This is a genomic window from Nocardioides aurantiacus, from assembly GCF_003752505.1.
Classification (GTDB): domain Bacteria; phylum Actinomycetota; class Actinomycetes; order Propionibacteriales; family Nocardioidaceae; genus Marmoricola; species Marmoricola aurantiacus.
Window position 1 is genome coordinate 1,047,005 of sequence record NZ_RKHO01000001.1, and the last position, 21,065, is coordinate 1,068,069.

The following is a 21,065-nucleotide window of genomic DNA, read 5'->3' on the forward strand; positions in this document are numbered from 1 at the left end:
CACCGCGACCACCGCTCCACCGCCGACCCGATGAGAGGATGCGGCACGTGACTGCACAGAAGCTCGACGGCACCGCGACGGCCCGGGCCATCAAGTCCGAGCTCACGGAGCGCGTCGCCGCGCTGCGTGAGCGGGGTGTCGTGCCCGGGTTGGGCACGGTGCTGGTGGGCGACGACCCCGGGTCGCGGTGGTACGTCAACGGCAAGCACAAGGACTGCGCCGAGGTCGGCATCGCCTCGCTGCGCGAGGACCTCCCGGCCACGGCGACCCAGGAGGAGGTGCTGGCCGCCGTACGACGCCTCAACGAGGACCCCGCGTGCACCGGCTACATCGTGCAGCTGCCGCTGCCCAAGGGCATCGACGAGAACCTCGTGCTCGGTGCCATCGACCCCGCCAAGGACGCCGACGGCCTGCACCCGACCAGCCTCGGCTGGCTGGTGCTCGGCGAGAAGGCGCCGCTGCCGTGCACGCCGTACGGCATCGTGGAGCTGCTGCGGCGCCACGGCGTCGAGATCGCCGGGGCCGAGGTCGTCGTGGTGGGTCGCGGCGTCACCGTCGGCCGACCCCTCGGCCTGCTGCTGACCCGTCGCTCGGAGAACGCCACCGTCACGCTGTGCCACACCGGCACCCGCGACCTCGCCGCGCACACCCGCCACGCCGACGTCGTCGTCGCCGCGGCCGGGGTGCCCGGCATCATCACCGCCGACATGGTCCGCGAGGGCGCCGCCGTGCTCGACGTCGGCGTCTCGCGCGTCGACGGCAAGCTCGCCGGCGACGTGGCCGAGGACGTCTGGGACGTCGCCGGCTGGGTCTCGCCCAACCCCGGGGGAGTGGGCCCGATGACGCGGGCGATGCTGCTGTCCAACGTGGTGGGTCTCGCCGAGCAGGCCGCGACCCCGGCCTGACCGTGACCCCGCCGACCCCGCCGCCGCTGCCCGCCCCCGGTCGGCGTCCCTCGACCCTGGGTGGGCTGGTCTACCTGCTGGTGGTCGCGGCAGCGGGGGTGGGCCTGCTCGTGGTGGCGCTCGGGCCGTGGCGCCGCGGCGTGATGCTGATCGGCATCGCGCTCCTCGTGGGTGCGGTGATGCGCACGCTGCTGCCGGAGAACGAGGCCGGGATGCTGCGCGTGCGCCGCAGCCGCTGGATCGACCTGGTGATGCTGGCCGGGGTCGGGGCCGCGCTGATCGTGCTCGCCGTGGTGATCCCGGACCAACCGGGCTGAGCCGGCTCGCTCACGGCGGGGAGGTCCCTGCCGGGTGCTCGAGGAGGGCCGGGCTGCCGCGGCGCCACCCGCTCCTGATGGCGTCGACGACCCGCCAGCACTCGCCCACCTCGTCGTCGGTGACCGCGTGCCGTGACCTGCCCAGGACGACGTCACGGAGCATGCGCGCCGTCGGAGGCAGGTGGTCGGCCGGCACCGAGCCGTCCCACGGGACACCGTCGAGCAGCACCCGGTCGGGCATGACGTCGACCACCGCCGGCGCGCCGGGCACGGTGGGAGCGAGTCGGAGGCGGATGCGGCGTACGTCGGTCTGCATGGCCTTGCCGGCGCGCAGCACGACGGGCACCCCGCGCCACCGTGCGCTCCGCAGCGTCGTGGCCACCTCGACGAAGGTCTCGGTCTCGCGGGTCGGCCGGACCCCGGGCTCCTCGGTGTAGCCGCGCGCGGCGCCGGGGCCCGTGCCGGCGGCGTAGCGACCACGGCGCGTCCCTCCGGCGACCTCGGCGGGGCCGGGGGTCGGCAGGACCCGCAGCGCCTCGAGCCGGGCCGCGCGCCAGGAGGCGTCGTCCGTGGCGGCCGGGAGCTCCATCGTGACCAGCGCCAGCAGCAGCAGGAGGTGGCCCTGGACCATGTCGCGCAGCGCGCCGACGGTGTCGTAGGACGCGGCACGGGCGCCCACGAGGCCGGTCTCGTCCCACGTGATCTCGATGCTCTCGACGTGGTGGCGGTCCCAGACGGGTTCGAGGGCCACCGGCCCGTGGCGGAGGCCGACGAGCCGGTCGCTGATCGGGTGGTGGAGGAAGTGGTCGACACGGTAGAGCGCCCGCTCGGGGACGACCCGGGTGGCGGCGCCCGTCAGCCGTGCCGCTGACGGCCCGTCGTGACCGAACGGCTTCTCGAACACGATCCGGCTGCCCGGGGGCGGACCGACCGCGCCGACGGCCGCGAGCGCCGCGAGGTGCAGCGAGGGCGGCAGCGCCACGTAGAAGACGGTGGCGCGACCGCCGAGGAGGGGGGCGAGGAGGGACGCGACGTCGCCCGGGCGGGTGATGTCGGCGGACACCATGTCCAGGCGTCCGACGACCTCGTCGACCACCAGCGGCGAGGGCCGCGGCGACGCCCGCTGGAGGACGTCGCGGGCGCGCAGGCGGTACTGCTGCGTGGTCCAGGGCGCCACGTCGACGCCGACCACGCGCAGCCGGAGCGGCGCTACCGGGTGCTCGGCGAGGCGGGCGACCGCCGGGACCAGGTGCCGGACGGCGAGGTCGCCCGCCGCTCCCAGCACGACGACCTGGGCGTCCACCGGGGCGTCGGTCACGGTCGTCCTCCTCGGTCGGGTCGCACGCGTGCTGAGGCCGCTGCGGAACCCATCGAATCGTGGGAAGGTGTCGCTCCCGCGTCCGACACCAGGAGGACACCGTGGCCGCTCCCGAGGCCTTCGCCGACGCCATCGTCCTCGCCGCGGGTCTCAGTGCACGCATGCAGGGCCAGGACAAGCTGATGATCTCCGTGGAGGGTCGGCCGCTCGTCGCCTGGACGCTCGCCGCCGTCCGCCGGGCCACCACGGTGCGCAGGATCGTGCTGGTCGCCCACCCGGACAGGGTGGCGGAGACCCGGTCGTGGGACTGGGTGCGCGAGGCGGGGTGCGAGGTCGTCGCCGGCGGTGCCCGTCGACAGGACTCGGTCGCGGCCGGCTTCGACGCCACCGACGCGGAGGTCGTGCTCATCCACGACGGCGCCCGGCCCCTGGTCTCGCCGCAGCTCGTGGACCGCGTGGCCCTCGCCGCCCGCGAGCACGGTGCAGCGGTGCCGCTCGTCGAGGTCCCGGAGAGCATGCGTCGTCTGGTCGACGGCCGGGTGTCCGGGATCCTGGACCGGACGGGGCTCTACCGGTCCCAGACGCCTCACGGAGCCAGGCGCGAGGTCTTCGCTCGTGCCTACGAACGGGTCGACCCGCGTGGTCCGTCGACGTTCGTCGACGAGACCACCCTGGTGCAGGCGGCCGGCATCCCGGTGTGGACCGTGCCGGGCGAGCCGGAGAACCTCAAGGTGACCCTGCGCGGGGACGAACGGCTCGCCGTGGCCCTGCTCGAGGCCAGGGCACGCGAGCTCAGGTCGTCGTGACACCGCGGGAGAGCGGTGGTGCGACCCGGGCGCGCAGGTCCTCGCCCGCCCGGTCGTCGGGTCGACCGCGGACCGTCTCGCGCCAGAGCCGCGCGTAGCGCTCGCCGTCCACGCCGAGCGCGACGTCGATGCTCGCCGGTGCCTGCCCGTGCGGGTCGTGGGCGAGGTCACCGGACCAGTCGCGCCGGTCGACGATGGTGCGGCCGCGCGACCACGTGCCGGCGAGCTCCACCCGGATCGGGAGCCGGCGGCTGCGGAGCCCGTCGGGGTCGACGACGGCACACACCGCGCCCGCGTCGCCGATCGTGGCCGACGGGCGCTCGAACCGGTCGCACTGGAAGACGACCAGCTCGCCGGCCAGGCCGGCGGGCCCGCCGAGGGCCGCCAGCTCCTGGCCCTCCTCGCGGGTCACCTGGGGGCCGTAGAACACGTCGAGGCCGTACATCGCCACCTCGATGCCCAGGTCGGTGGCGGCGTCGAGCACGACGGCGGCGGCCTCGGGGTCGTGGAAGACGTTGAACTCCGCCGACGCGGTCGCGTTGCCCACCTCGGCGGCCCCGCCCATGAACACGATCCGCTCGAGCCCCGCCGCGACGGCCGGGTAGGTGCGCAGCAGCAGCGCCACGTTGGTCAGCGGCGCCAGCGGCACGAGCGTGACCCGCTCCCCACGCTCCACGGCGTCGAGCAGCACGTCGCGCAGCAGCTCGACCGCGTGCCGGGGGTCCGGCCGCCGGGTGGAGCGGGCGCGCCCGAGGTCGCCCATCCCGTCCTGGCCGTGCACGTGGCGCGCGTCGCCCGGCGGCTCGAGCAGCGGCAGCGCCGCCCCGGCGGCGACCGGCACGTCCTGGCGCTCGCACACGTCGAGCACGGTCAGGGTGTTGGCCACGACGTCGGCCAGCGGGGCGTTGCCGCCCACGCAGGTCACGGCCCGGAGGTCCAGCGCCGGGTGCAGCGCCGCCAGCAGCAGCGCGCACGCGTCGTCGACCCCGGTGTCCACGTCGAGGACGACCGGCGTGCGGCGTACGGGCTGGGTCACGGTCTCCCTCTCGTCCCGGGGGATCTGGTGCTGTGCCGGGGTCGTGGCTCCGGCGGGGCGGCGGTCTCCCGGGCGAACCCGGGAAACCGCCGCCGCCGGACGACCGGCCCCCTCAGATCAGCCCGAGGCCCTTGACGGCGTCGCGCTCCTCGGCGAGCTCGGCGGTGGAGGCGTCGATGCGGCCGCGGGAGAAGTCGTCGATCTCCAGGCCCTGGACGATCTTCCAGTCGCCGTCCTTGGTGGTGACGGGGAAGGAGGAGATCAGGCCCTCGGGGACGCCGTAGGAGCCGTCGGAGACGACCGCCATGGAGACCCAGTCGTCCTGGGCGGAGCCGTGGAGCCAGTCGCGGGCGGCGTCGACGGTGGCGGACGCGGCGGACGCGGCCGAGGAGGAGCCCCGGGCGTCGATGATCGCGGCGCCGCGCTTGGCGACGGTCGGGATGAAGGTGTTCTCCAGCCAGTCCTGGTCGCCGACGGCCTCAGCGGCGTTCTGGCCGCGGACCTCGGCGTGGAACAGGTCGGGGTACTGCGTGGCGGAGTGGTTGCCCCAGATCGTCATCTTCTTGATCTCGGTCACCGACGCGCCGGTCTTGGCGGCCAGCTGCGAGATCGCCCGGTTGTGGTCCAGGCGGGTCAGCGCCGAGAACCGCGAGGGGTCGATGTCGGGGGCGTTGGTCATCGCGATCAGGGCGTTGGTGTTGGCCGGGTTGCCGGTGACACCGATGCGGACGTCGTCGGCGGCGACGGCGTTGAGCGCCTTGCCCTGGGCGGTGAAGATCGCGCCGTTGGCCTCGAGCAGGTCGCCGCGCTCCATGCCGGGGCCGCGGGGACGCGCGCCGACGAGCAGGGCGAGGTTGACGCCCTCGAAGACCTTCTCCGCCTCGTGCCCGATCTCGATCCCGGCGAGACCGGGGAACGCGCAGTCGTCGAGCTCCATGACCACGCCCTCGAGGGTCTTGAGCGCGGGCTCGATCTCCAGCAGGCGCAGCTCGATCGGCCGGTCGCCGAGCGCTCCGCTCGCGAGACGGAAGAGCAGGCTGTAGCCGATCTGGCCGGCGGCACCGGTGACGGCGACCTTCAACGGAGTGGGGCTCACGGTTTCTCCTGGTACGACGGGGGCGCGGACCCGTCCGACGCTAGCAGCGCCCCGCCGGCCTGCGCCCCCGGCCTCACTCCTTGACCGCCCCGGTCGTGGTGTTGACGATGCGCTTCTGGAACACGAAGAACACCAGGGCCACGGGCAGCGTCATCAGCAGTGCGGCGGCCAGCTTGAGGGGGTACTGCGTGCCCTGGCTCAGCGCCCCCGAGGCGAGCTGTGCGACGCCCTTGGTGAGGTTGAACAGGTCGGGGTCCTGGCTGGCCACGATGAAGTGGTTGAGCTCGTTCCACGACGCCTGGAAGGACAGGATGATCACCGTCATCACCGCCGGCCGCGCCATCGGCAGCACCACCGACCAGAAGATCCGGAAGGTGCCGGCGCCGTCGATGCGGGCCGCCTCCTCCACGCTGGCCGGGACCGACTCGAAGAAGCCCTTCATGATGAAGACGGCGGACGCGTCGGCCAGCAGCGGGATGATGAGGCCGGCGTAGGAGTCGTAGATCGCGAGCTGGTTGATCACCAGGAACTTCGGGATCAGCAGCACCACGTTGGGCACCGCCATGATCGCCACCAGCACCGCGAAGGCCAGCGCCCGGCCGCGGAACGGCACCCGCGCGAGCGCGTAGCCCGCCATCGAGCAGAACAGCACCCGTCCCGTGGTGACGAAGAGCGTCACGATCACCGAGTTGGCGAACCACGTCGGCAGCGGCGAGTCGACGAACAGGGTGCGGTAGGCCTCGGCGGTCGCCGTCGTGGGGACCAGCGAGAGCGGGTTGGCCGCGGCGTCGGCCTCGGTCTTGAACGACGTCGCCACCTGGATCAGGAACGGCATCACGTAGACGACCGCGAGCAGCACCAGCACGGCGTACGTCACGTAGGTGCCCGTGGCGCGCGCCCGGGGCGCGGTCGGCGTCCCGGCGCTCACGCCGCACCCCCGGTGACGCCGCCACCCTGCCGGCGGGCGGTGGCGCCCGCGCGGACGGCGGCGGCCCGGGCGCGCTCGCCCCTGGACCCACGGTCCTCCGAGAGCGCCCACCGCTGCACCAGGGTGAGCACGACGATGATCGCGAACAGCACGAACGCGATCGCCGCGCCCTGGCCCCACCGCTGATTGACGAAGGCCGACTGGAAGGAGAGGTACGCCGGGGTGAGGGTCGTCTTGGCGGGACCACCCTGGGTGCCGGTGTAGATCTGGTCGAACACCTGCCAGGTGCCGATGAGGCCCAGCGTGAGCACCGTGAACAGGGTGGGTCGCAGCATCGGCAAGGTGACGTGGCGGAACCGCTGCCAGGCGTTGGCGCCGTCGATGAGACCCGCCTCCTCGATCTCGTCGCCGATGTTGTTCAGGGCCGCGATGAACAGCAGCATGAAGGTGCCCGAGGTGGTGAAGACCGCCATCAGCACGAACGCGCTCATCGCCACCGAGGGACCGGCCACCCAGTCCCACCAGGTGATGCCGAGGAAGCCGTGCTCGCCCAGCGCCGCCGGGGCCCGGTCGACCCCCACCGCACCGAGCAGCAGGTGGAGCACCCCGCGCGGGTCCTGGAACCAGGCCGGGCCGTTGAGCCCGACCCAGCCGAGGATCTTGTTGACCACACCGGAGGTGCTGAACAGGAACAGCCACAGCACCGTGATTGCCACCGAGCTGGTGACCGAGGGGAAGTAGAACGCGGTGCGGAAGAAGCCCCGCCCCCGCAGCGAACGACGCGTCACCAGCACGGCCAGGAGCAGCGCGAGCACGGTCTGCAGCGGCACCACCAGGACGACGTAGAACAGGTTGTTGCGCAGCGAGGTGCCGAAGTCGCGCTCCGCCAGCCCACCGCCGGCGAGGATCTGGCGGTAGTTCTCCAGCCCGACGAAGCCGACGTCACCGCCGAACGGGCTGCCGTTGCCGCGCCAGTCCGAGACCGAGACCCACAGCGCCATCAGCACCGGTGCGACGAGGAACAGCCCCAGCAGGACGACGACGGGCAGCATCAGGACCCAGCCGTCGCGGGTCTGCCCGCCGCGACGGCTGCGTGGACGCGCCATCGGGCTACTGCCCCACGGTCGCCTGCAGCGACTGCTGCACCGACTCCAGGATGGCGGCGGGGTCGCCGTCGGCGAGACCCTCGAGCTGGGAGTTGAAGTCGGTGATGACGTCCGCGGCCCCCACGGTCGAGGGCGGGTTCTGGGCGTAGTCGGCGCCGTCGATGAACGGCGCGACCTCCGGCGACTCCTTCTTTTACGCCGCGGCGGCGGACTCGACCGACGGGATCACCCCGAAGGCCTGGGCGAACGCCGCCTGGTCCTCGGCCGAGGTCAGCTTCTCGACGAGGTCGACGGCCTGCTCCTGCTCGGGGCTGGACTCGGCGATGCCCCAGCAGTTGGTGAACGCCAGGGTGCCCTTGCCCTGGGGTCCCGCGGGCAGCTCGGCGACGGTGTAGTCGACGTCGGGGAAGTCGTTCTGCATCGCCCCGACCAGCCAGTTGCCCTCGATCGTCATCGGGGCGAGCTCCTTGCCGAAGGCCTCGCCGCCCCAGCCGGCGCCCAGGGTGGAGGAGTACTGCGCCGACCCGTCCTCGAGCAGCCGCTGCACGTAGTCCAGCGCCTCCTCGTTCTCCGGGGTGTCGACGGTCGCCTCGGTCTGCTGCTCGTTGGTCATCGCGCCGCCCGCCTGGGGGAAGAACGCCCCGACCCGCTGGTACTCCGGGCTGAAGGCCAGGCCCGGCTGCTTGCCCTGCTTCAGGGTCGCCGCGACGTCGGCCAGCTCCTCCCACGTGGTCGGGACGTCGGCGTCGGTGAGGCCGGCGGCCTCCCACTTCTCGGTGTTGATCCACAGCGCGAGCGTCGAGAAGTCCTTGGGCGCGCAGTAGAACTCGTCGTCGACGGTGAAGGCCTGGCGCAGGTTGGGGTAGAAGTCGTCGGCGTTCGAGAGCTGGTCGCCGTACGCCAGGAGCGAGCCGTTCTCGACGTAGCCACCGAGCTGGTCGGTGCTCATGTAGAAGACGTCGGGCGGGTTGCTGGACGCGAAGCCCTGGCTCAGCTGCTGGTTGAGGTCGGAGGCGACGGTGACCTCGGCGTCGGTGCCGCTCTCCTGCGACCAGTCGGCGACGGCCTTCTCGACGGCCTCGGTCTCGGCGTCGCCCGAGGACCCGATCAGCACGGTGATCTTGCCGTCGCCACCGCCCTCGCCGGAGGACCCGCCGTCGTCGAAGCCGGACCCGCCGCCACAGGCGGACAGGGTGAGCAGGCCGGCGCAGGCGGCAGCGGCGACCGAGGCGAGGGAGGTGCGGTTGCGGGACATCGGATCTCCTGGTGGGTGGGTGAGGAGGGGGACGGTCAGCGGGCCAGGCTGGAGTCGCGGACGACCAGCCGGGGTGGGAGCAGGGCGTGGGTGGCCGAGGGGCGTACGCCGCTCAGCTCGGCGTCGACCAGGCGCATCAGGGCCGCCGCTACGTCGGCGAGCGGCTGGTCGACGCTGGTCAGGCCGGGGGTCGTGAGGGCGGCCGACGGCGAGTTGTCGAAGCCGGTGACGGCGACGTCGTGTCCCGGCCGCAGCCCGCGCTCGGACAGGGCGCGCAGCACCCCGAGCGCGAGCGTGTCGGACACGCACACCAGCGCGCTGGGGACCGGCCCGCCACGGGGGGCGTCGAGCAGCCGGTGGGCGGCGTCGCGGCCGGCGTCGAACTCGTCGACCACGTGGGCCTGCACCCGGGCGGGGAGGCCGAGGTCGGCGCAGGCCTCGCGCCAGCCCCGCTCGCGGTCGCGGCCCAGGTCGGAGTCGGCGGGCCAGCCCACCAGGCCGATCTCGGTGTGCCCCTGCCCGGCGAGGTGCTCGACCGCGGCGCGGATCCCGGCGGCGCCGTCGACGTCGACCCAGGGGAAGGCGCCGGGGGAGTCGGGGTCGAGGTCCCAGGAGCGGCCGAAGCAGGCGAAGGTGACGCCCTGCTCGCGCATCCAGCGCCTCCGGGCGTCGTCGCGGTGGGCGCCGGTGAGCACGAAGGCGTCCACGGCCGTGGTCTGGCGCAGCTCCTGGTAGGCCGCGAGCTCGGCGGTGTCCCCGGCGGCATGGCACACGATCAGGTGGTAGCCCAGCCCGGAGGCCGACTCGGCGAGCGCGTGCAGGAACTGGTCGAGCAGCAGCGCCGCCCGGTCCTGGCGCGAGCGCTCGACCCGGACCCCCACCAGCCGCGAGGTCTGGCTGCGCAGCGTGCGGGCGGAGCGGTTGGGCCGGTAGTCGAGGTCCTCGATCGCTGCCCGGACCCGGGCCAGGGTCTCGTCGCTGAGGCGGTCGGGGTGGTTGAGCGCGTTGGAGACCGTCATCGCCGAGACCTCCGCCCGGCGCGCGACGTCGTCGAGCGTCGCGCCGCGGTGGCGGCTCGGTCCTCGCACGGGTACCTCCGGGCATGGAGTGGGACGGGTGACGGCTGGTTCGGGGGTTGCGGGTGAGGCGTCTTTTAGCGCTAAAATTGAGGTGTGAGCGAAAGTACGCAGGCGGTCACCGACCCGTCAACCCCCCGACCAGGACCAGGACCGCTGCAGCCGCTGCTCCACGACCTGGCCACCGCGGTGGCCGCCCCGGGCCTGGTGCTGGCCGAGCCCGACGGGTGCCTGCGGGCGCGACCGGGCGGTGGTGTGGCGGGGTGGTACGTCGCCGACGTGCGGCTGCTGCGCCGCCTCGAGCTCGGCGTCGACGGCTCCGACCTCGAGCTGGTCCGGGCCGATGCGACCGGCACGCGGCACCACGAGTTCGTCCACGTCGCGCGCGGTCTCGGGGACCAGCAGCCCGACCCCACGGTGGTGCTCCGGCACGTCCGCGACCTCGCCCCCGACACCCTGACCGAGCGGGTGCACGTGCGCAGCACCGCCCGGGCGCCGGTGCGGGTGGTGCTCCACCTCGACGTCGAGGCCGACCTCGCGCCGGTGCACGCCGTCAAGCAGGGCGGCCGCCCCGACGCCGTCGCCCCGGCGACCGACGGCGACGGCGCCCTGCGCTGGGCCGCCCGCGGACGGGAGGTGCGGCTGGTGGCCGCGGGCGCCTCGGTGGAGGTGGCCGAGCGCGGTGCGCGGCTGACGTGGACCCTCGACCTCGAGCCGGGCCGGCACGCCGAGGTCGAGGTGCGGGCCCACGCCGAGGGCCCCGTCCGCTTCGCCTCCGGAGCGGCCGAGGCGGGCGGCGGCTGGGCCGACCGGGTGGGCGTCACCGCCCCCGACCCACGGCTCGCACGCCTGGTCGGGCGGAGCCTGGGCGACCTCGACGGCCTGCTGCTGCGCGACGGGTCCGGCGACGACCACGCCGCAGCCGACCACACCGGGGGCGACCGGTTCCTGGCCGCCGGCAGCCCGTGGTTCCTCACCCTCTTCGGCCGCGACTCGCTGTGGGCGGCGCGGCTGCTGCTGCCGGTCGACGTCGACCTGGCGCTCTCGACGCTGCGTGTGCTGGCACGGCGACAGGGGGAGCGCGAGGACCCCGCCACCGAGGAGCAGCCCGGCAAGATCCTGCACGAGGTCCGCGACCCCGAGCTCGAGCACCTGCTGCCGCCGCTCTACTACGGCACCGTCGACGCCACCCCGCTGTTCGTGTGCCTCCTGGCCGACGCCGCCCGTTGGGGCGCCGACCCCGACCAGGTCCGGGCGCTGCTTCCGGCAGCCCGCCGGTGCCTGGAGTGGCAGCTGGCGCAGAGCCGCGAGACCGGCTGGCTGCGCTACGTCGACGAGTCCGGCAGCGGGCTGTCCAACCAGGGCTGGAAGGACAGCCACGACTCCGTGCAGTTCGCCGACGGTCGCCTCGCCGACGCCCCGATCGCGCTGTGCGAGGTGCAGGCCTACGCCCACGAGGCGGCGGTCGCCGGCGCGGCCCTGCTGGCGGCGTACGACGAGCCGGAGGTGCCCGGCCTCGCCGCCTGGGCCGAGGACCTGCGCACCCGCTTCCGGCGCGACTTCTGGGTCGAGACCCCCGACGGCGGCCACGTCGCGATCGCCCTGGACCGCGACGGCACCCGCGTCGACGCGGTCACCTCCAACGTCGGCCACCTGCTGGGCACGGGCGTCCTCGACGCGGACCAGTCGGCCCGGGTGGCGGCACTGCTCGTCGGCGAGCTGCGGTCGGGCTTCGGTGTGCACACCCTGACGCCGCGCTCGCCGCGGTTCTCCGAGCTGAGCTACCACGGTGGCTCGGTGTGGCCCCACGACACCGCGATCGCGGTGCGGGGCCTGGCGGCCGAGGGTCACCACGTCGAGGCGGCGCTGCTGGCCGCCGAGCTGGTCGACGCGGCCGAGGGCTTCGACCACCGCCTGCCCGAGCTGTACGCCGGCGACACCGCCGACGCCGTCCCGGCCCCGGCCGCCTACCCCGCGGCGTGCCGCCCCCAGGCCTGGTCGGCGGCCGGGGCGGTCGCCGCCCTCGTGGCCGCCACGGGGGTGCGGCCCGACGGGCACGGGGGCGTCGAGGTGCCCGCGCGGGTCGGCACCTCGCTCGGGCCGTTCGGGCTGACCGGGCTGCGCGTGGCCGGCCGCGACCTCGGGGTCGCGGTCGACGCCGACGGCCGGGTCGTGGTCGACCCCGCCCCGAGGTCCGCGTCCGCCGCCGCCGGGTGACCTAGGCTGGCCGGCATGGAGCCGGTCGACCCCAGCAGGCTGCGGATCTCCGACGCCGACCGCCACAAGGTCGCGGAGTTCCTGCGCCAGGCCGCGGGGGAGGGGCGCATCGACCTCGAGGAGCTCGACGACCGGCTCGAGGCGACGTACGCCGCGAAGACCTACGGCGACCTCGTCCCGCTGACCGTCGACCTGCCCGGCCACCTGGGGGCCACCCCGGCGGTGCCGCCCCGGCCGACCGGGTCCACGCCACCCGCCCCGCGCGCCGGCGGCGTGCCGGCCGGGCTCTCGCTGCCGGTCCACCACGGCTCGTCCGCCGTGCTCGGCGAGGTCAAGCGGCGCGGCGCCTGGGCGATCGGCGAGAGCCACACCGCCCTGGCCGTGATGGGCAACGTGACGCTCGACCTGCGCCAGGCGCGCTTCGACGCCCCCGAGGTCACCATCACGGCCAACGCGGTGATGGGCGAGGTGCTCGTCGTCGTCGACGCCCGCACCGTCGTGGTCGTCGAGGGCACCGGCGTCATGGGCACCTTCGAGGAGTCCCGCTCCTCGGTGGCCGCCGACACCGACGCCGACTCGCCCGTGGTGCGGGTGCGGGGGATCGCGCTGATGGGCAGCGTGCGGGTCCGGCGCAAGGGCCCGCCGGGTGAGCTGCGCAGGCGGCTGCTCGGCCACGGCGGTCACTGAGCACCCTGGCGCACCCCGTCGACGGGCGCGATAGTTTGGCCCGGTGACCGACTCCAAGATCATCTACACCCAGACCGACGAGGCGCCCGCCCTGGCGACGTACTCCTTCCTCCCCGTCATCTCCGCGTACGCCGCGAAGGCGGGCGTGGACGTCGAGACCCGCGACATCTCGCTGGCGGGCCGGATCATCGCGGTGTTCTCCGACCTGCTCCCCGAGGACCAGCGGGTCGACGACGCGCTGGCCGAGCTCGGTGACCTGGCCAAGACGTCCGAGGCCAACATCATCAAGCTGCCCAACATCTCGGCCTCGGTGCCGCAGCTCAAGGCCGCCGTGGCCGAGCTGCAGGAGCAGGGCGTCGCGCTGCCGGACTACCCCGACTCCCCGCAGACCGACGAGGAGAAGGACGTCCGCGCGCGCTACGACAAGGTCAAGGGCAGCGCCGTGAACCCGGTCCTGCGCGAGGGCAACTCCGACCGCCGCGCGCCCGAGTCGGTCAAGAGCTACGCCCGCAAGAACCCCCACTCGATGGGGGCCTGGAGCTCGGACAGCAAGACCAACGTCGCGACCATGTCCGGAGACGACTTCCGCCACAACGAGCAGTCGGTCGTGATCGAGGAGGCCGGCTCGCTGCGCGTCGAGCTCGTGACCGACGGCGGCACCCAGGTGCTCAAGGAGTCGATCCCGGTCGAGGCCGGCGAGGTCGTGGACACCACCTTCATGAGCACCAGCGCGCTGCAGGACTTCCTGCGCGAGCAGATCGCCCGCGCCAAGGCCGACGACGTGCTGTTCTCGATCCACCTCAAGGCCACGATGATGAAGGTCTCCGACCCCATCCTGTTCGGCCACGCGGTGCAGGCCTTCTTCCCCTCGCTGTTCGCCGACAACGCCGAAGCGCTGCTCGAGCACGGCCTGGACCCCAAGAACGGCCTGGGCGCGATCGTCTCGGGCGCCGAGAAGGTCGGTGGCGACGTCGCGACCGCGATCAAGGCCTCGGTCGAGAAGGACCTCGCCGACGGTCCTGCGATCGCCATGGTCGACTCCGACAAGGGGATCACCAACCTGCACGTGCCGAGCGACGTCATCGTCGACGCCTCGATGCCGGCCATGATCCGCACCTCGGGCCACATGTGGGGCCCCGACGGCGGCGAGGCCGACACGCTCGCGGTCATCCCCGACTCGTCGTACGCCGGGATCTACCAGGTCGTCCTCGACGACTGCCGCGCCCACGGCGCCTACGACCCCGCCACGATGGGCTCGGTGCCCAACGTCGGCCTGATGGCCCGCGCGGCGGAGGAGTACGGCTCCCACGACAAGACCTTCGAGGTCGCCGAGGCCGGCACCGTGCGCCTGGTCGCCGCCGACGGCACCGTGCTGACCGAGCACCAGGTGCAGGCCGGCGACGTGTGGCGTGCCTGCCAGACCAAGGACGTCCCGATCCAGGACTGGGTCAAGCTCGCCGTCACCCGCGCCCGTGCCACCGGTGACCCGGCGATCTTCTGGCTCGACGAGAGCCGCGCCCACGACCGCAACCTGATCGCCAAGGTGGAGCAGTACCTCCCCGACCACGACACGGACGGCCTCGACATCACGATCCAGTCGCCCGTCGACGCGATCCAGGTCAGCGTCGACCGCATCCGCGCGGGCGAGAACACCATCTCGGTCACCGGCAACGTGCTGCGCGACTACCTGACCGACCTGTTCCCGATCCTGGAGCTCGGCACCTCGGCCAAGATGCTCTCGGTCGTCCCGCTGATCAACGGCGGTGGCCTGTTCGAGACCGGCGCCGGCGGCTCGGCGCCCAAGCACGTGCAGCAGCTGGTCAAGGAGAACTACCTGCGCTGGGACAGCCTGGGCGAGTTCCTCGCGCTCTCGGAGAGCTTCAGCCACCTCGCGACCACCGGTGACAACCTGCGCGCCAAGCTGCTGGGGGAGACCCTCGACCGGGCCACCGGCCGGCTGCTGGAGGAGAACAAGTCGCCGCAGCGCAAGCTCGGCACCATCGACAACCGCGGCAGCCACTTCTACGTCGCGCTGTTCTGGGCCGAGGAGCTCAGCGTCCAGACCGAGGACGAGGCGCTGGCCGCCGACTTCGCGGAGCTGGCGAAGCGGCTGCGCTCGGAGGAGCGGACCATCACCGACGAGCTGGTCGGCGTCCAGGGCTCGCCCGCCGACATCGGCGGCTACTTCCGCCCCGACCCCGAGAAGGCCGCCGCCGTGATGCGCCCCTCCGCCACCTTCAACGAGGCCCTCGCCTCGCTGTGAGGCCGGCGTGACGAGGTAGTCCGAGACGTTTGGCACCCCCCAGGCGGTGTTCCGAGGTGCCGAACGTCTCGGACTGTCCGTCCCTCGCGGCCCCACGGTGACGGGCGCCACCCACCGGTTTTCCCCGATCGGGAACACGAGGAGAACCTCGTCGTTGTCGCAGGGGTGACCACGACGATCGACAACCCCCGCCCCCGCCTGGCGGCCACCGACGCGACCGACGGTGGTGTCGCCGCGCGACGGCGCACGGCCGGGCTCGCGCTGCTGGCGCTGGCCACGGGCGCGTTCGCGATCGGCACCACCGAGTTCGTCTCGATGGGGCTGCTGCCGCAGCTGGCCAGCGGTGTCGGTGTCGACATCCCGACGGCCGGCCACGTCATCTCGGCGTACGCCGTCGGCGTGGTCGTCGGCGCGCCTGTCCTCGCCGTGCTCGGTGCCCGGCTGCCCCGCCGGGGACTGCTGCTGGCGCTGATGGGCGTGATCCTGCTCGGCAACGCGCTGACCTCGATCGCGCCGAGCTACGGCGCGCTGATGGGGGCGCGGTTCGTCTCCGGCCTCCCGCACGGCGCGTTCTTCGGCGTGGCCGCGCTGGTGGCGGCCGACCTCGTCGCCCCCCACCGTCGGGCGCAGGCCGTCAGCCTGGTGATGACCGGCCTCACCGTCGCCACTCTGCTCGGCGTGCCCGCCGCGACCTGGCTGGGCCAGGGCCTGGGCTGGCGGGCGGCGTACGGCCTCGTGGTGGCGCTCGCCGCGCTCACCCTGGTGCTGCTCGCCCTGCTGGTGCCCCGCGTCCCCGCGGACCGCGGCGCCAGCGGCCGCACCGAGCTGCGCGCGCTCAAGGAGCCGCAGGTGCTGCTCACCGCCCTGGCCGGGGCGATCGGCTTCGGCGGCATGTTCGCGATCTACACCTACATCGCGCCCACCGTCACCGAGGTGGCCGGGCAGCGCGAGGGCATGGTGCCGGTGTACCTGCTGTCCTTCGGCGTCGGCTCGGTGCTCGGCACCCTGGTCGGCGGTCGGCTGGCCGACTGGTCGATCCTGCGCTCCACGGTGCTCGGTGCGGCTGCGATGGGCGTGCTGCTCGCGGCGTACGCCGTGACCTCGCAGTGGCTCGTCCCCGGCATGCTGACCGTCTTCCTGATCTCCGCGTCGGGCGGCGTGTTCACCATCGGCCTGCAGATGCGGCTGATCCAGGTGGCCGGCAAGGCGCGCACCCTCGGCGCCGCCCTCAACCACTCCGCGCTCAACGCGGCCAACGCGCTCGGGGCCTGGCTCGGCGGCCTCACCGTCGCCGGCGGCCTGGGCTACCCCTCCACCGCGTGGGTGGGCGTGGGCCTGTCGCTGCTCGGCCTCGTGGTGCTGGGCGTCTCGGTCACCCTGCAGCGTCGTACGACACTCGCGGCCGCCACCGCCTGAGGGCTAGCCCCACTCCTGCGCCAGCAGGTCGAAGCGGGTGGTGTCGCTCCAGGTGCCGTCGCCCAGCAGCACCTCGCTGCGGGTGGCGCCCGTCTCGCGCAACCCGGCCGCGGCCAGCACCCGGCACGACGCCGCGTTGGCCGAGGCGGCGTGCGCGTGGACCCGCCGCAGCCCCAGGCCGCCGTCGTCCCACGGCACGAAGGCGTGCCGCAGCGCGACCCGGACGCCGCGCGTCGTCAGGCCGCGACCGCGCGCGTCGGGATGGGCCCAGAAGCCCAGCTCGGCCTGACGGCGGTGGTGCAGGTGGTAGAGCTGCACCAGCCCGAGGTGGACGTCGGTGTCGGGGTCGGCCACGGTCCAGGCGACCGCCTCGCCGCGTGCGGCCCACTCCCGTCGCTCCTCGACGAGGTCGGGCCAGCGCTCGGCGGTGTGGGGCGCCCGCTCGCGCGGACCCTCGCTGACGTGCTGCATCGACGGGTCGGCCAGGCACTCCAGCATCCGCGGCAGGTCGGCGTCGGCCGGCGGGCGCAGCACGACTCCCTGGTCGCGCAGCACGGGCACGTCGTACCAGGGATGGCGGGGGGCGAGCTCCTCGCCGCGGGCCAGCGTCGCGTGCCAGGCCGGGACGAGCGCACCGCGCTGCTGCATCCACCAGCGCTCCTGACCGACGTCGAAGCCGAGCCTCCAGGCGAGCCGGCGCGAGGGCCAGTTCCACTTCTTGGCGGTCCAGTCGACGGCTGCGAGACCGCGCTCCTCGAACCCCCACCGCAGCAGCAGCCGGCACGCCCGCTCCGTGATGCCGCGGCCGCGCGCCCACGGGCTGGTGGCGTAGCCGATCTCGGCCAGCCCGGCTCCCCGGTCGACCAGCCCGACGCCGCCGGCGAACCGCTCCGTGCCGTCCGCGTCGGGCGTGGTGACGGCGAAGCCCCAGTCGGCGTCGGCCTCCCAGCCGCCCGGCACGAGGTGGCGCACGAACGTCTTGGCGTCGTCGAGGGTGTAGGGCACCGGCACGGTCGTCCACGCCTGCATCACGGGGTCCGTGCACTGCTCCAGCACGGCGGGCACGTCGTCCTCGGTGTGCCCGCGCAGCGTCACCACGCCGTCGGTCAGCGTGGGGACGCGGGTCACGGGTAGGACATCCCCATCGCCTCGCGCACCTCGGCGAGCGTGGCGTCGGCGATCTCGTTGGCGCGCTCGTTGCCGCGGCGCAGCACCCCGTCGACGAAGGCCAGGTCCTCGGCCAGCGCCGCCCGTCGCTCGCGCAGCGGGGCGAAGTAGGTGTTGACCGCCTCGGTGACGCGCTTCTTCAGCCCGCCGCCGCCCCCGTCCCCGATCTCCTCGGCGATGACGGCCGGGTCGCCGCCCTCGCACATCGCGGCGATGGTCAGCAGGTTGGCGACCTCCGGCCGGTGCTCGGGGTCGTAGGTGATGTGGCGGTCGCTGTCGGTCTTGGCGCCCTTGAGCTTCTTGGCCGTCTCGTCGGCGCTCATCCGCAGCTCGATGACGTTGCCCTTGGACTTGCTCATCTTGGTGCCGTCGGTGCCGAGGACGTGGGTGGCCTCGGAGAGCAGGGCGCCCGGCTCGGGGAAGGTGACGCCGTACTTGTCGTTGAAGCGTCGGGCCACGACACGGGTCTGCTCGATGTGCGGGAGCTGGTCCTTGCCGACCGGCACGACGGTGGCCTTGCAGAACAGGATGTCGGCCGCCTGGTGCACCGGGTAGGTCAGCATCAGCCCGTTGATCGAGGTGATGCCGGCCGAGGCCGCCTCGTCCTTGACGGTCGGGTTGCGCTGCAGCTCGGCCACGCTGACCAGGCTCAGGAACGGCAGCAGCAGCTGGTTGAGCGCCGGCACCGCCGAGTGGGTGAAGATCGTGCACCGCTCGGGGTCCAGGCCCGCGGCCAGGTTGTCGAGCAGCAGGTTGCGGACGTTGCCGCGGATGTCGCCGGCGACCTCGCGGTCGGTGATCACCTGGTAGTCGGCGATCAGCTGCAGGATCTCGACGCCGGCCTCCTGCAGGCGCAGCCGGTTGCGGATCGAGCCGAAGTAGTGGCCGACGTGCAGCGCCCCGGTCGGGCGGTCGCCGGTCAGCATCCGCAGCTCGCCGGGGGCGCTCTCGATGCGGGCCTCGAGGGCGGCGCTGCGCTCGAGGGCAGCGCTGAAGGAGTCGGTCATGGGGTGGGCCCTCCTGGGGGAAGGGGCACAACTCTACAAAGGCCCGGCCGGGCCTGCCGGTGACCCCGTCGGGGTCGCTAGGGTCGTCGTCGTGCCCACCGTCGGAGTCAGCCTCGCCGTGCCCGAGCCATGGGGGCGCGAGCTGCAGGAGTACCGCGTCGCGCTCGGCGACGCGGCGGCGGTGCACATCCCCACGCACATCACGTTGCTGCCCCCGTTGGAGGTCGACGAGGCCGACGTACCCCTGCTGGAGGAGCACCTCGCCGCGGTCGCCGCGCGCACCCCGGCCTTCTCGGTCCACCTGCGCGGCACCGGCAGCTTCCGCCCCGTCTCGCCGGTCGTCTTCGTCGGCGTCGTCGAGGGCATCTCCGCCTGCGAGCAGCTGGCCGCCGACGTGGTGTCCGGGCCGTTGGCCGTCGACCGCGGCTTCCCCTACCACCCCCACGTGACGGTGGCCCACCACCTCGGCGACGACCTCCTCGACCGCGCCTTCGCCGAGCTCGGCGACTTCGACGTCGCCTTCGCGGCCGAGGAGATGTGGATGTACCGCCACGACCCCGACTCGGGCTGGCAGCCCACCCGCGCCTTCGCGCTCAGCGGGGCCTGAGCCGCTCCGTCCACAGGTCCGCCTCGGGTGCTTCCGTGGTCGGCGATGCGGCGGCATCCTCCTGGGGTGATCGCGCTGCCCGCCTCGCTGCGACACCTGCTCGACGAGCAGGGGGGCCTGGTCGCGCGAGCGCAGGTCCTCGAGGGCGGCCACCAGGTGCACGACGTACGCCGCTGGGTCCGCCAGCGGTTGCTCACCCCGGTGCACGAGGGGGTCTACGTCGGCCACACCGGCCCGCTCACGTGGCACCAGCGCTCGGTCGCGGCCGTGCTCTACGCCGCCCCGGCCGCCTTGCACGGCTGCTGCGTGCTCCGGGCGGTGCACGGGCCGGGATGGCGTGGTCACGACGACCACGGGCCCGTGCACGTGGCCGTCGACGTCTCCCGACGCGTCGCGCGGCAGCCGGGCGTCGTGGTGCACCGTGTGGCCGGGATGCACGAGCGCACGCTCTGGCACCTGTGCCCTCCGCGGATGCGGGTGGAGGAGGCAGTGCTCGACGTGGCATCCACCGCGGTCGACGACTTCGCCGCCGTACAGGTGGTCGCCGCCGCGGTGGGCGCGCGCTCGACCACCGCCGCCCGGTTGAACGAGGCGTTGTCGCGCCGCACGCGGATCGCCCGACGGGTCTTCCTGCGGGCGCTGATCGAGGACGTCGCCCAGGGAGCGTGCTCGGTGCTCGAGGTGGCTTACCTGCGCGACGTGGAGCGCGCTCACGGATTGCCGCGGGGAAGGCGACAGGCACCGAGGCCGGACCGTCCCGGCCTCCGGGACGTGCTCTACGTCGAGCAGGAGACGATCGTGGAGCTGGACGGGCGGCTGGACCACACCCGGTTGGCCGACCGTGACGCCGACCTCGACCGTGACCTGCAGGCGCTCACGGACGGACTGGTCACGGCGCGGGTCGGTTGGGGCCAGGCCGTGCGCCGCACCTGCCGGACGGCGCGAGCGCTGGGCAGCCTGCTGCGGGCGCGAGGCTGGGCGGGGGAGCCGACCGCCTGCACCCGCTGCCCGTGAACGCGGAAGATCCGAGTCACCAGGTGACTCGGATCCTCCGTGACGACGTGCTGGAGCTCAGTGACCGTGGCGGATCGCGGTCCGGAGGTCCTTGTTGAGCTGGGAGATGACGTCCAGGGGGATGCCCTTGGGGCAGGCCGAGGTGCACTCGCCGATGTTGGTGCAGCCGCCGAAGCCCTCGTGGTCGTGCTGGGCGACCATGCTGGCGACGCGGGTGTCGCGCTCGGCCTGGCCCTGGGGGAGCTCGCCGAGGTGGGTGATCTTGGCGCCGAGGAACAGCGACGCCGAACCGTTGGGGCACGCGGCGACGCAGGCGCCGCAGCCGATGCAGGTGGCGACGTCGAACGCGCGGTCGGCGCTCTCCTTCGGCACCGGGGTGGCGTGGGCGTCGGGGGCCGCACCGGTGTTGACCGAGACGAAGCCGCCGCGGGCGATGATGCGGTCGAAGGCCGACCGGTCGACCATCAGGTCCTTGATGATCGGGAAGGCGGCGGCGCGCCACGGCTCGACGGTGATGGTCTCGCCGTCGCGGAAGGAGCGCATGTGGAGCTGGCAGGTGGTCGTGACCTCGGGGCCGTGGGCCTCGCCGTTGATCATCAGGTCACAGCTGCCGCAGATGCCCTCGCGACAGTCGTGGTCGAAGACGATCGGCTCCTCGTCGTCGTTGATCAGCTGCTCGTTGAGCACGTCGAGCATCTCGAGGAACGACATGTCCTCGGAGATCTCGTCGACGTCGTACGTGCGGATGCCGCCCTCGGCCTGCGGGCCGGCCTGGCGCCAGATCTTCAGGGTGAGCTTCATGGGGTGGGGATCTCCAGGTGGGTGAACGTCAGGGGGAGGGAGG

19 protein-coding genes are annotated in these 21,065 nt (G+C 73.6%); 9 read left to right on the top strand and 10 right to left on the bottom strand.

Annotation, left to right across the window (positions count from 1 at the left end):
* The first annotated feature begins 47 nt into the window (after window positions 1-47).
* Window positions 48-905: a bifunctional methylenetetrahydrofolate dehydrogenase/methenyltetrahydrofolate cyclohydrolase gene (locus EDD33_RS05000; protein WP_123389362.1), complete on the top strand. Its 858-nt coding sequence runs from the start codon at window positions 48-50 to the stop codon at window positions 903-905.
* Window positions 906-907: 2 nt separating this feature from the next.
* Window positions 908-1,222 carry a DUF3017 domain-containing protein gene (locus tag EDD33_RS05005; RefSeq protein ID WP_170169702.1) on the top strand — a complete coding sequence of 105 codons (315 nt, stop codon included), beginning with the start codon at window positions 908-910 and terminating at the stop codon, window positions 1,220-1,222.
* A 10-nt stretch (window positions 1,223-1,232) separates the two neighbouring features.
* On the opposite strand, the gene EDD33_RS05010 is transcribed toward EDD33_RS05005, so the two are convergent.
* Window positions 1,233-2,540 (bottom strand): hypothetical protein, encoded by a 1,308-nt coding sequence (locus tag EDD33_RS05010; RefSeq protein ID WP_123389363.1) that lies wholly within the window; start codon window positions 2,538-2,540, stop codon window positions 1,233-1,235.
* A 101-nt stretch (window positions 2,541-2,641) separates the two neighbouring features.
* Here EDD33_RS05010 and EDD33_RS05015 point away from each other — a divergent pair, with 101 nt between their 5' ends.
* On the top strand, window positions 2,642-3,346 hold the full coding sequence (locus EDD33_RS05015) for an IspD/TarI family cytidylyltransferase (protein ID WP_123389364.1): 705 nt from the start codon (window positions 2,642-2,644) through the stop codon (window positions 3,344-3,346).
* Here EDD33_RS05015 and EDD33_RS05020 read toward each other — a convergent pair.
* The 6 genes from EDD33_RS05020 to EDD33_RS05045 form a co-directional block, all read right to left on the bottom strand.
* Window positions 3,333-4,382 (bottom strand): nucleoside hydrolase, encoded by a 1,050-nt coding sequence (locus tag EDD33_RS05020; RefSeq protein ID WP_123389365.1) that lies wholly within the window; start codon window positions 4,380-4,382, stop codon window positions 3,333-3,335. The genes EDD33_RS05015 and EDD33_RS05020 overlap by 14 nt on opposite strands.
* 112 nt (window positions 4,383-4,494) lie before the next feature.
* Window positions 4,495-5,478: a malate dehydrogenase gene (locus EDD33_RS05025; protein ID WP_123389366.1), complete on the bottom strand. Its 984-nt coding sequence runs from the start codon at window positions 5,476-5,478 to the stop codon at window positions 4,495-4,497.
* 73 nt (window positions 5,479-5,551) lie between these two features.
* Window positions 5,552-6,406 (bottom strand): carbohydrate ABC transporter permease, encoded by an 855-nt coding sequence (locus EDD33_RS05030; RefSeq protein WP_211332420.1) that lies wholly within the window; start codon window positions 6,404-6,406, stop codon window positions 5,552-5,554.
* The gene (locus tag EDD33_RS05035; protein ID WP_123389367.1) at window positions 6,403-7,512 is read right to left on the bottom strand and encodes a carbohydrate ABC transporter permease; all 1,110 of its coding nucleotides are present in this window, start codon (window positions 7,510-7,512) and stop codon (window positions 6,403-6,405) included. The genes EDD33_RS05030 and EDD33_RS05035 overlap by 4 nt, the downstream gene beginning before the upstream one ends.
* A 193-nt stretch (window positions 7,513-7,705) precedes the next feature.
* Complete coding sequence (locus EDD33_RS05040; protein ID WP_211332421.1) at window positions 7,706-8,767, bottom strand: sugar ABC transporter substrate-binding protein; 1,062 nt, start codon at window positions 8,765-8,767, stop codon at window positions 7,706-7,708.
* Window positions 8,768-8,802: 35 nt separating this feature from the next.
* Window positions 8,803-9,855 carry a LacI family DNA-binding transcriptional regulator gene (locus EDD33_RS05045; protein ID WP_123389368.1) on the bottom strand — a complete coding sequence of 351 codons (1,053 nt, stop codon included), beginning with the start codon at window positions 9,853-9,855 and terminating at the stop codon, window positions 8,803-8,805.
* Between the two features lie 84 nt (window positions 9,856-9,939).
* Here EDD33_RS05045 and EDD33_RS05050 point away from each other — a divergent pair, with 84 nt between their 5' ends.
* The 4 genes from EDD33_RS05050 (at window position 9,940) to EDD33_RS05065 (ending at window position 16,426) form a co-directional block, all read left to right on the top strand.
* Window positions 9,940-12,060 (top strand): glycogen debranching N-terminal domain-containing protein, encoded by a 2,121-nt coding sequence (locus EDD33_RS05050; protein ID WP_123389369.1) that lies wholly within the window; start codon window positions 9,940-9,942, stop codon window positions 12,058-12,060.
* A gap of 15 nt (window positions 12,061-12,075) precedes the next feature.
* Window positions 12,076-12,747: a DUF1707 SHOCT-like domain-containing protein gene (locus tag EDD33_RS05055; RefSeq protein WP_123389370.1), complete on the top strand. Its 672-nt coding sequence runs from the start codon at window positions 12,076-12,078 to the stop codon at window positions 12,745-12,747.
* Between the two features lie 43 nt (window positions 12,748-12,790).
* Window positions 12,791-15,010, top strand: a complete 2,220-nt coding sequence (locus EDD33_RS05060) for an NADP-dependent isocitrate dehydrogenase (protein ID WP_123389371.1) — start codon at window positions 12,791-12,793, stop codon at window positions 15,008-15,010.
* 165 nt (window positions 15,011-15,175) lie between these two features.
* Window positions 15,176-16,426 (top strand): MFS transporter, encoded by a 1,251-nt coding sequence (locus EDD33_RS05065; RefSeq protein ID WP_123389372.1) that lies wholly within the window; start codon window positions 15,176-15,178, stop codon window positions 16,424-16,426.
* A gap of 3 nt (window positions 16,427-16,429) precedes the next feature.
* Here EDD33_RS05065 and EDD33_RS05070 read toward each other — a convergent pair whose 3' ends face one another.
* Together EDD33_RS05070 and trpS are read right to left on the bottom strand one after the other, a co-directional pair.
* A complete protein-coding gene (locus EDD33_RS05070) occupies window positions 16,430-17,554 on the bottom strand; it encodes a GNAT family N-acetyltransferase (RefSeq protein ID WP_123389373.1) in 1,125 nt (374 codons plus the stop codon).
* Window positions 17,551-18,600 carry a tryptophan--tRNA ligase gene (trpS, locus tag EDD33_RS05075; RefSeq protein WP_123389374.1) on the bottom strand — a complete coding sequence of 350 codons (1,050 nt, stop codon included), beginning with the start codon at window positions 18,598-18,600 and terminating at the stop codon, window positions 17,551-17,553. The genes EDD33_RS05070 and trpS overlap by 4 nt, the downstream gene beginning before the upstream one ends.
* Window positions 18,601-18,691: 91 nt before the next feature.
* Here trpS and EDD33_RS05080 point away from each other — a divergent pair, with 91 nt between their 5' ends.
* Window positions 18,692-19,207, top strand: a complete 516-nt coding sequence (locus EDD33_RS05080) for a 2'-5' RNA ligase family protein (protein ID WP_211332422.1) — start codon at window positions 18,692-18,694, stop codon at window positions 19,205-19,207.
* A 66-nt stretch (window positions 19,208-19,273) separates the two neighbouring features.
* On the top strand, window positions 19,274-20,221 hold the full coding sequence (locus tag EDD33_RS05085) for a hypothetical protein (protein ID WP_211332423.1): 948 nt from the start codon (window positions 19,274-19,276) through the stop codon (window positions 20,219-20,221).
* A 57-nt stretch (window positions 20,222-20,278) separates the two neighbouring features.
* Here EDD33_RS05085 and EDD33_RS05090 read toward each other — a convergent pair whose 3' ends face one another.
* Window positions 20,279-21,022, bottom strand: coding sequence for a succinate dehydrogenase/fumarate reductase iron-sulfur subunit (locus EDD33_RS05090; RefSeq protein WP_123389377.1), 744 nt, complete (start codon window positions 21,020-21,022; stop codon window positions 20,279-20,281).
* Window positions 21,023-21,065 lie beyond the last annotated feature (43 nt).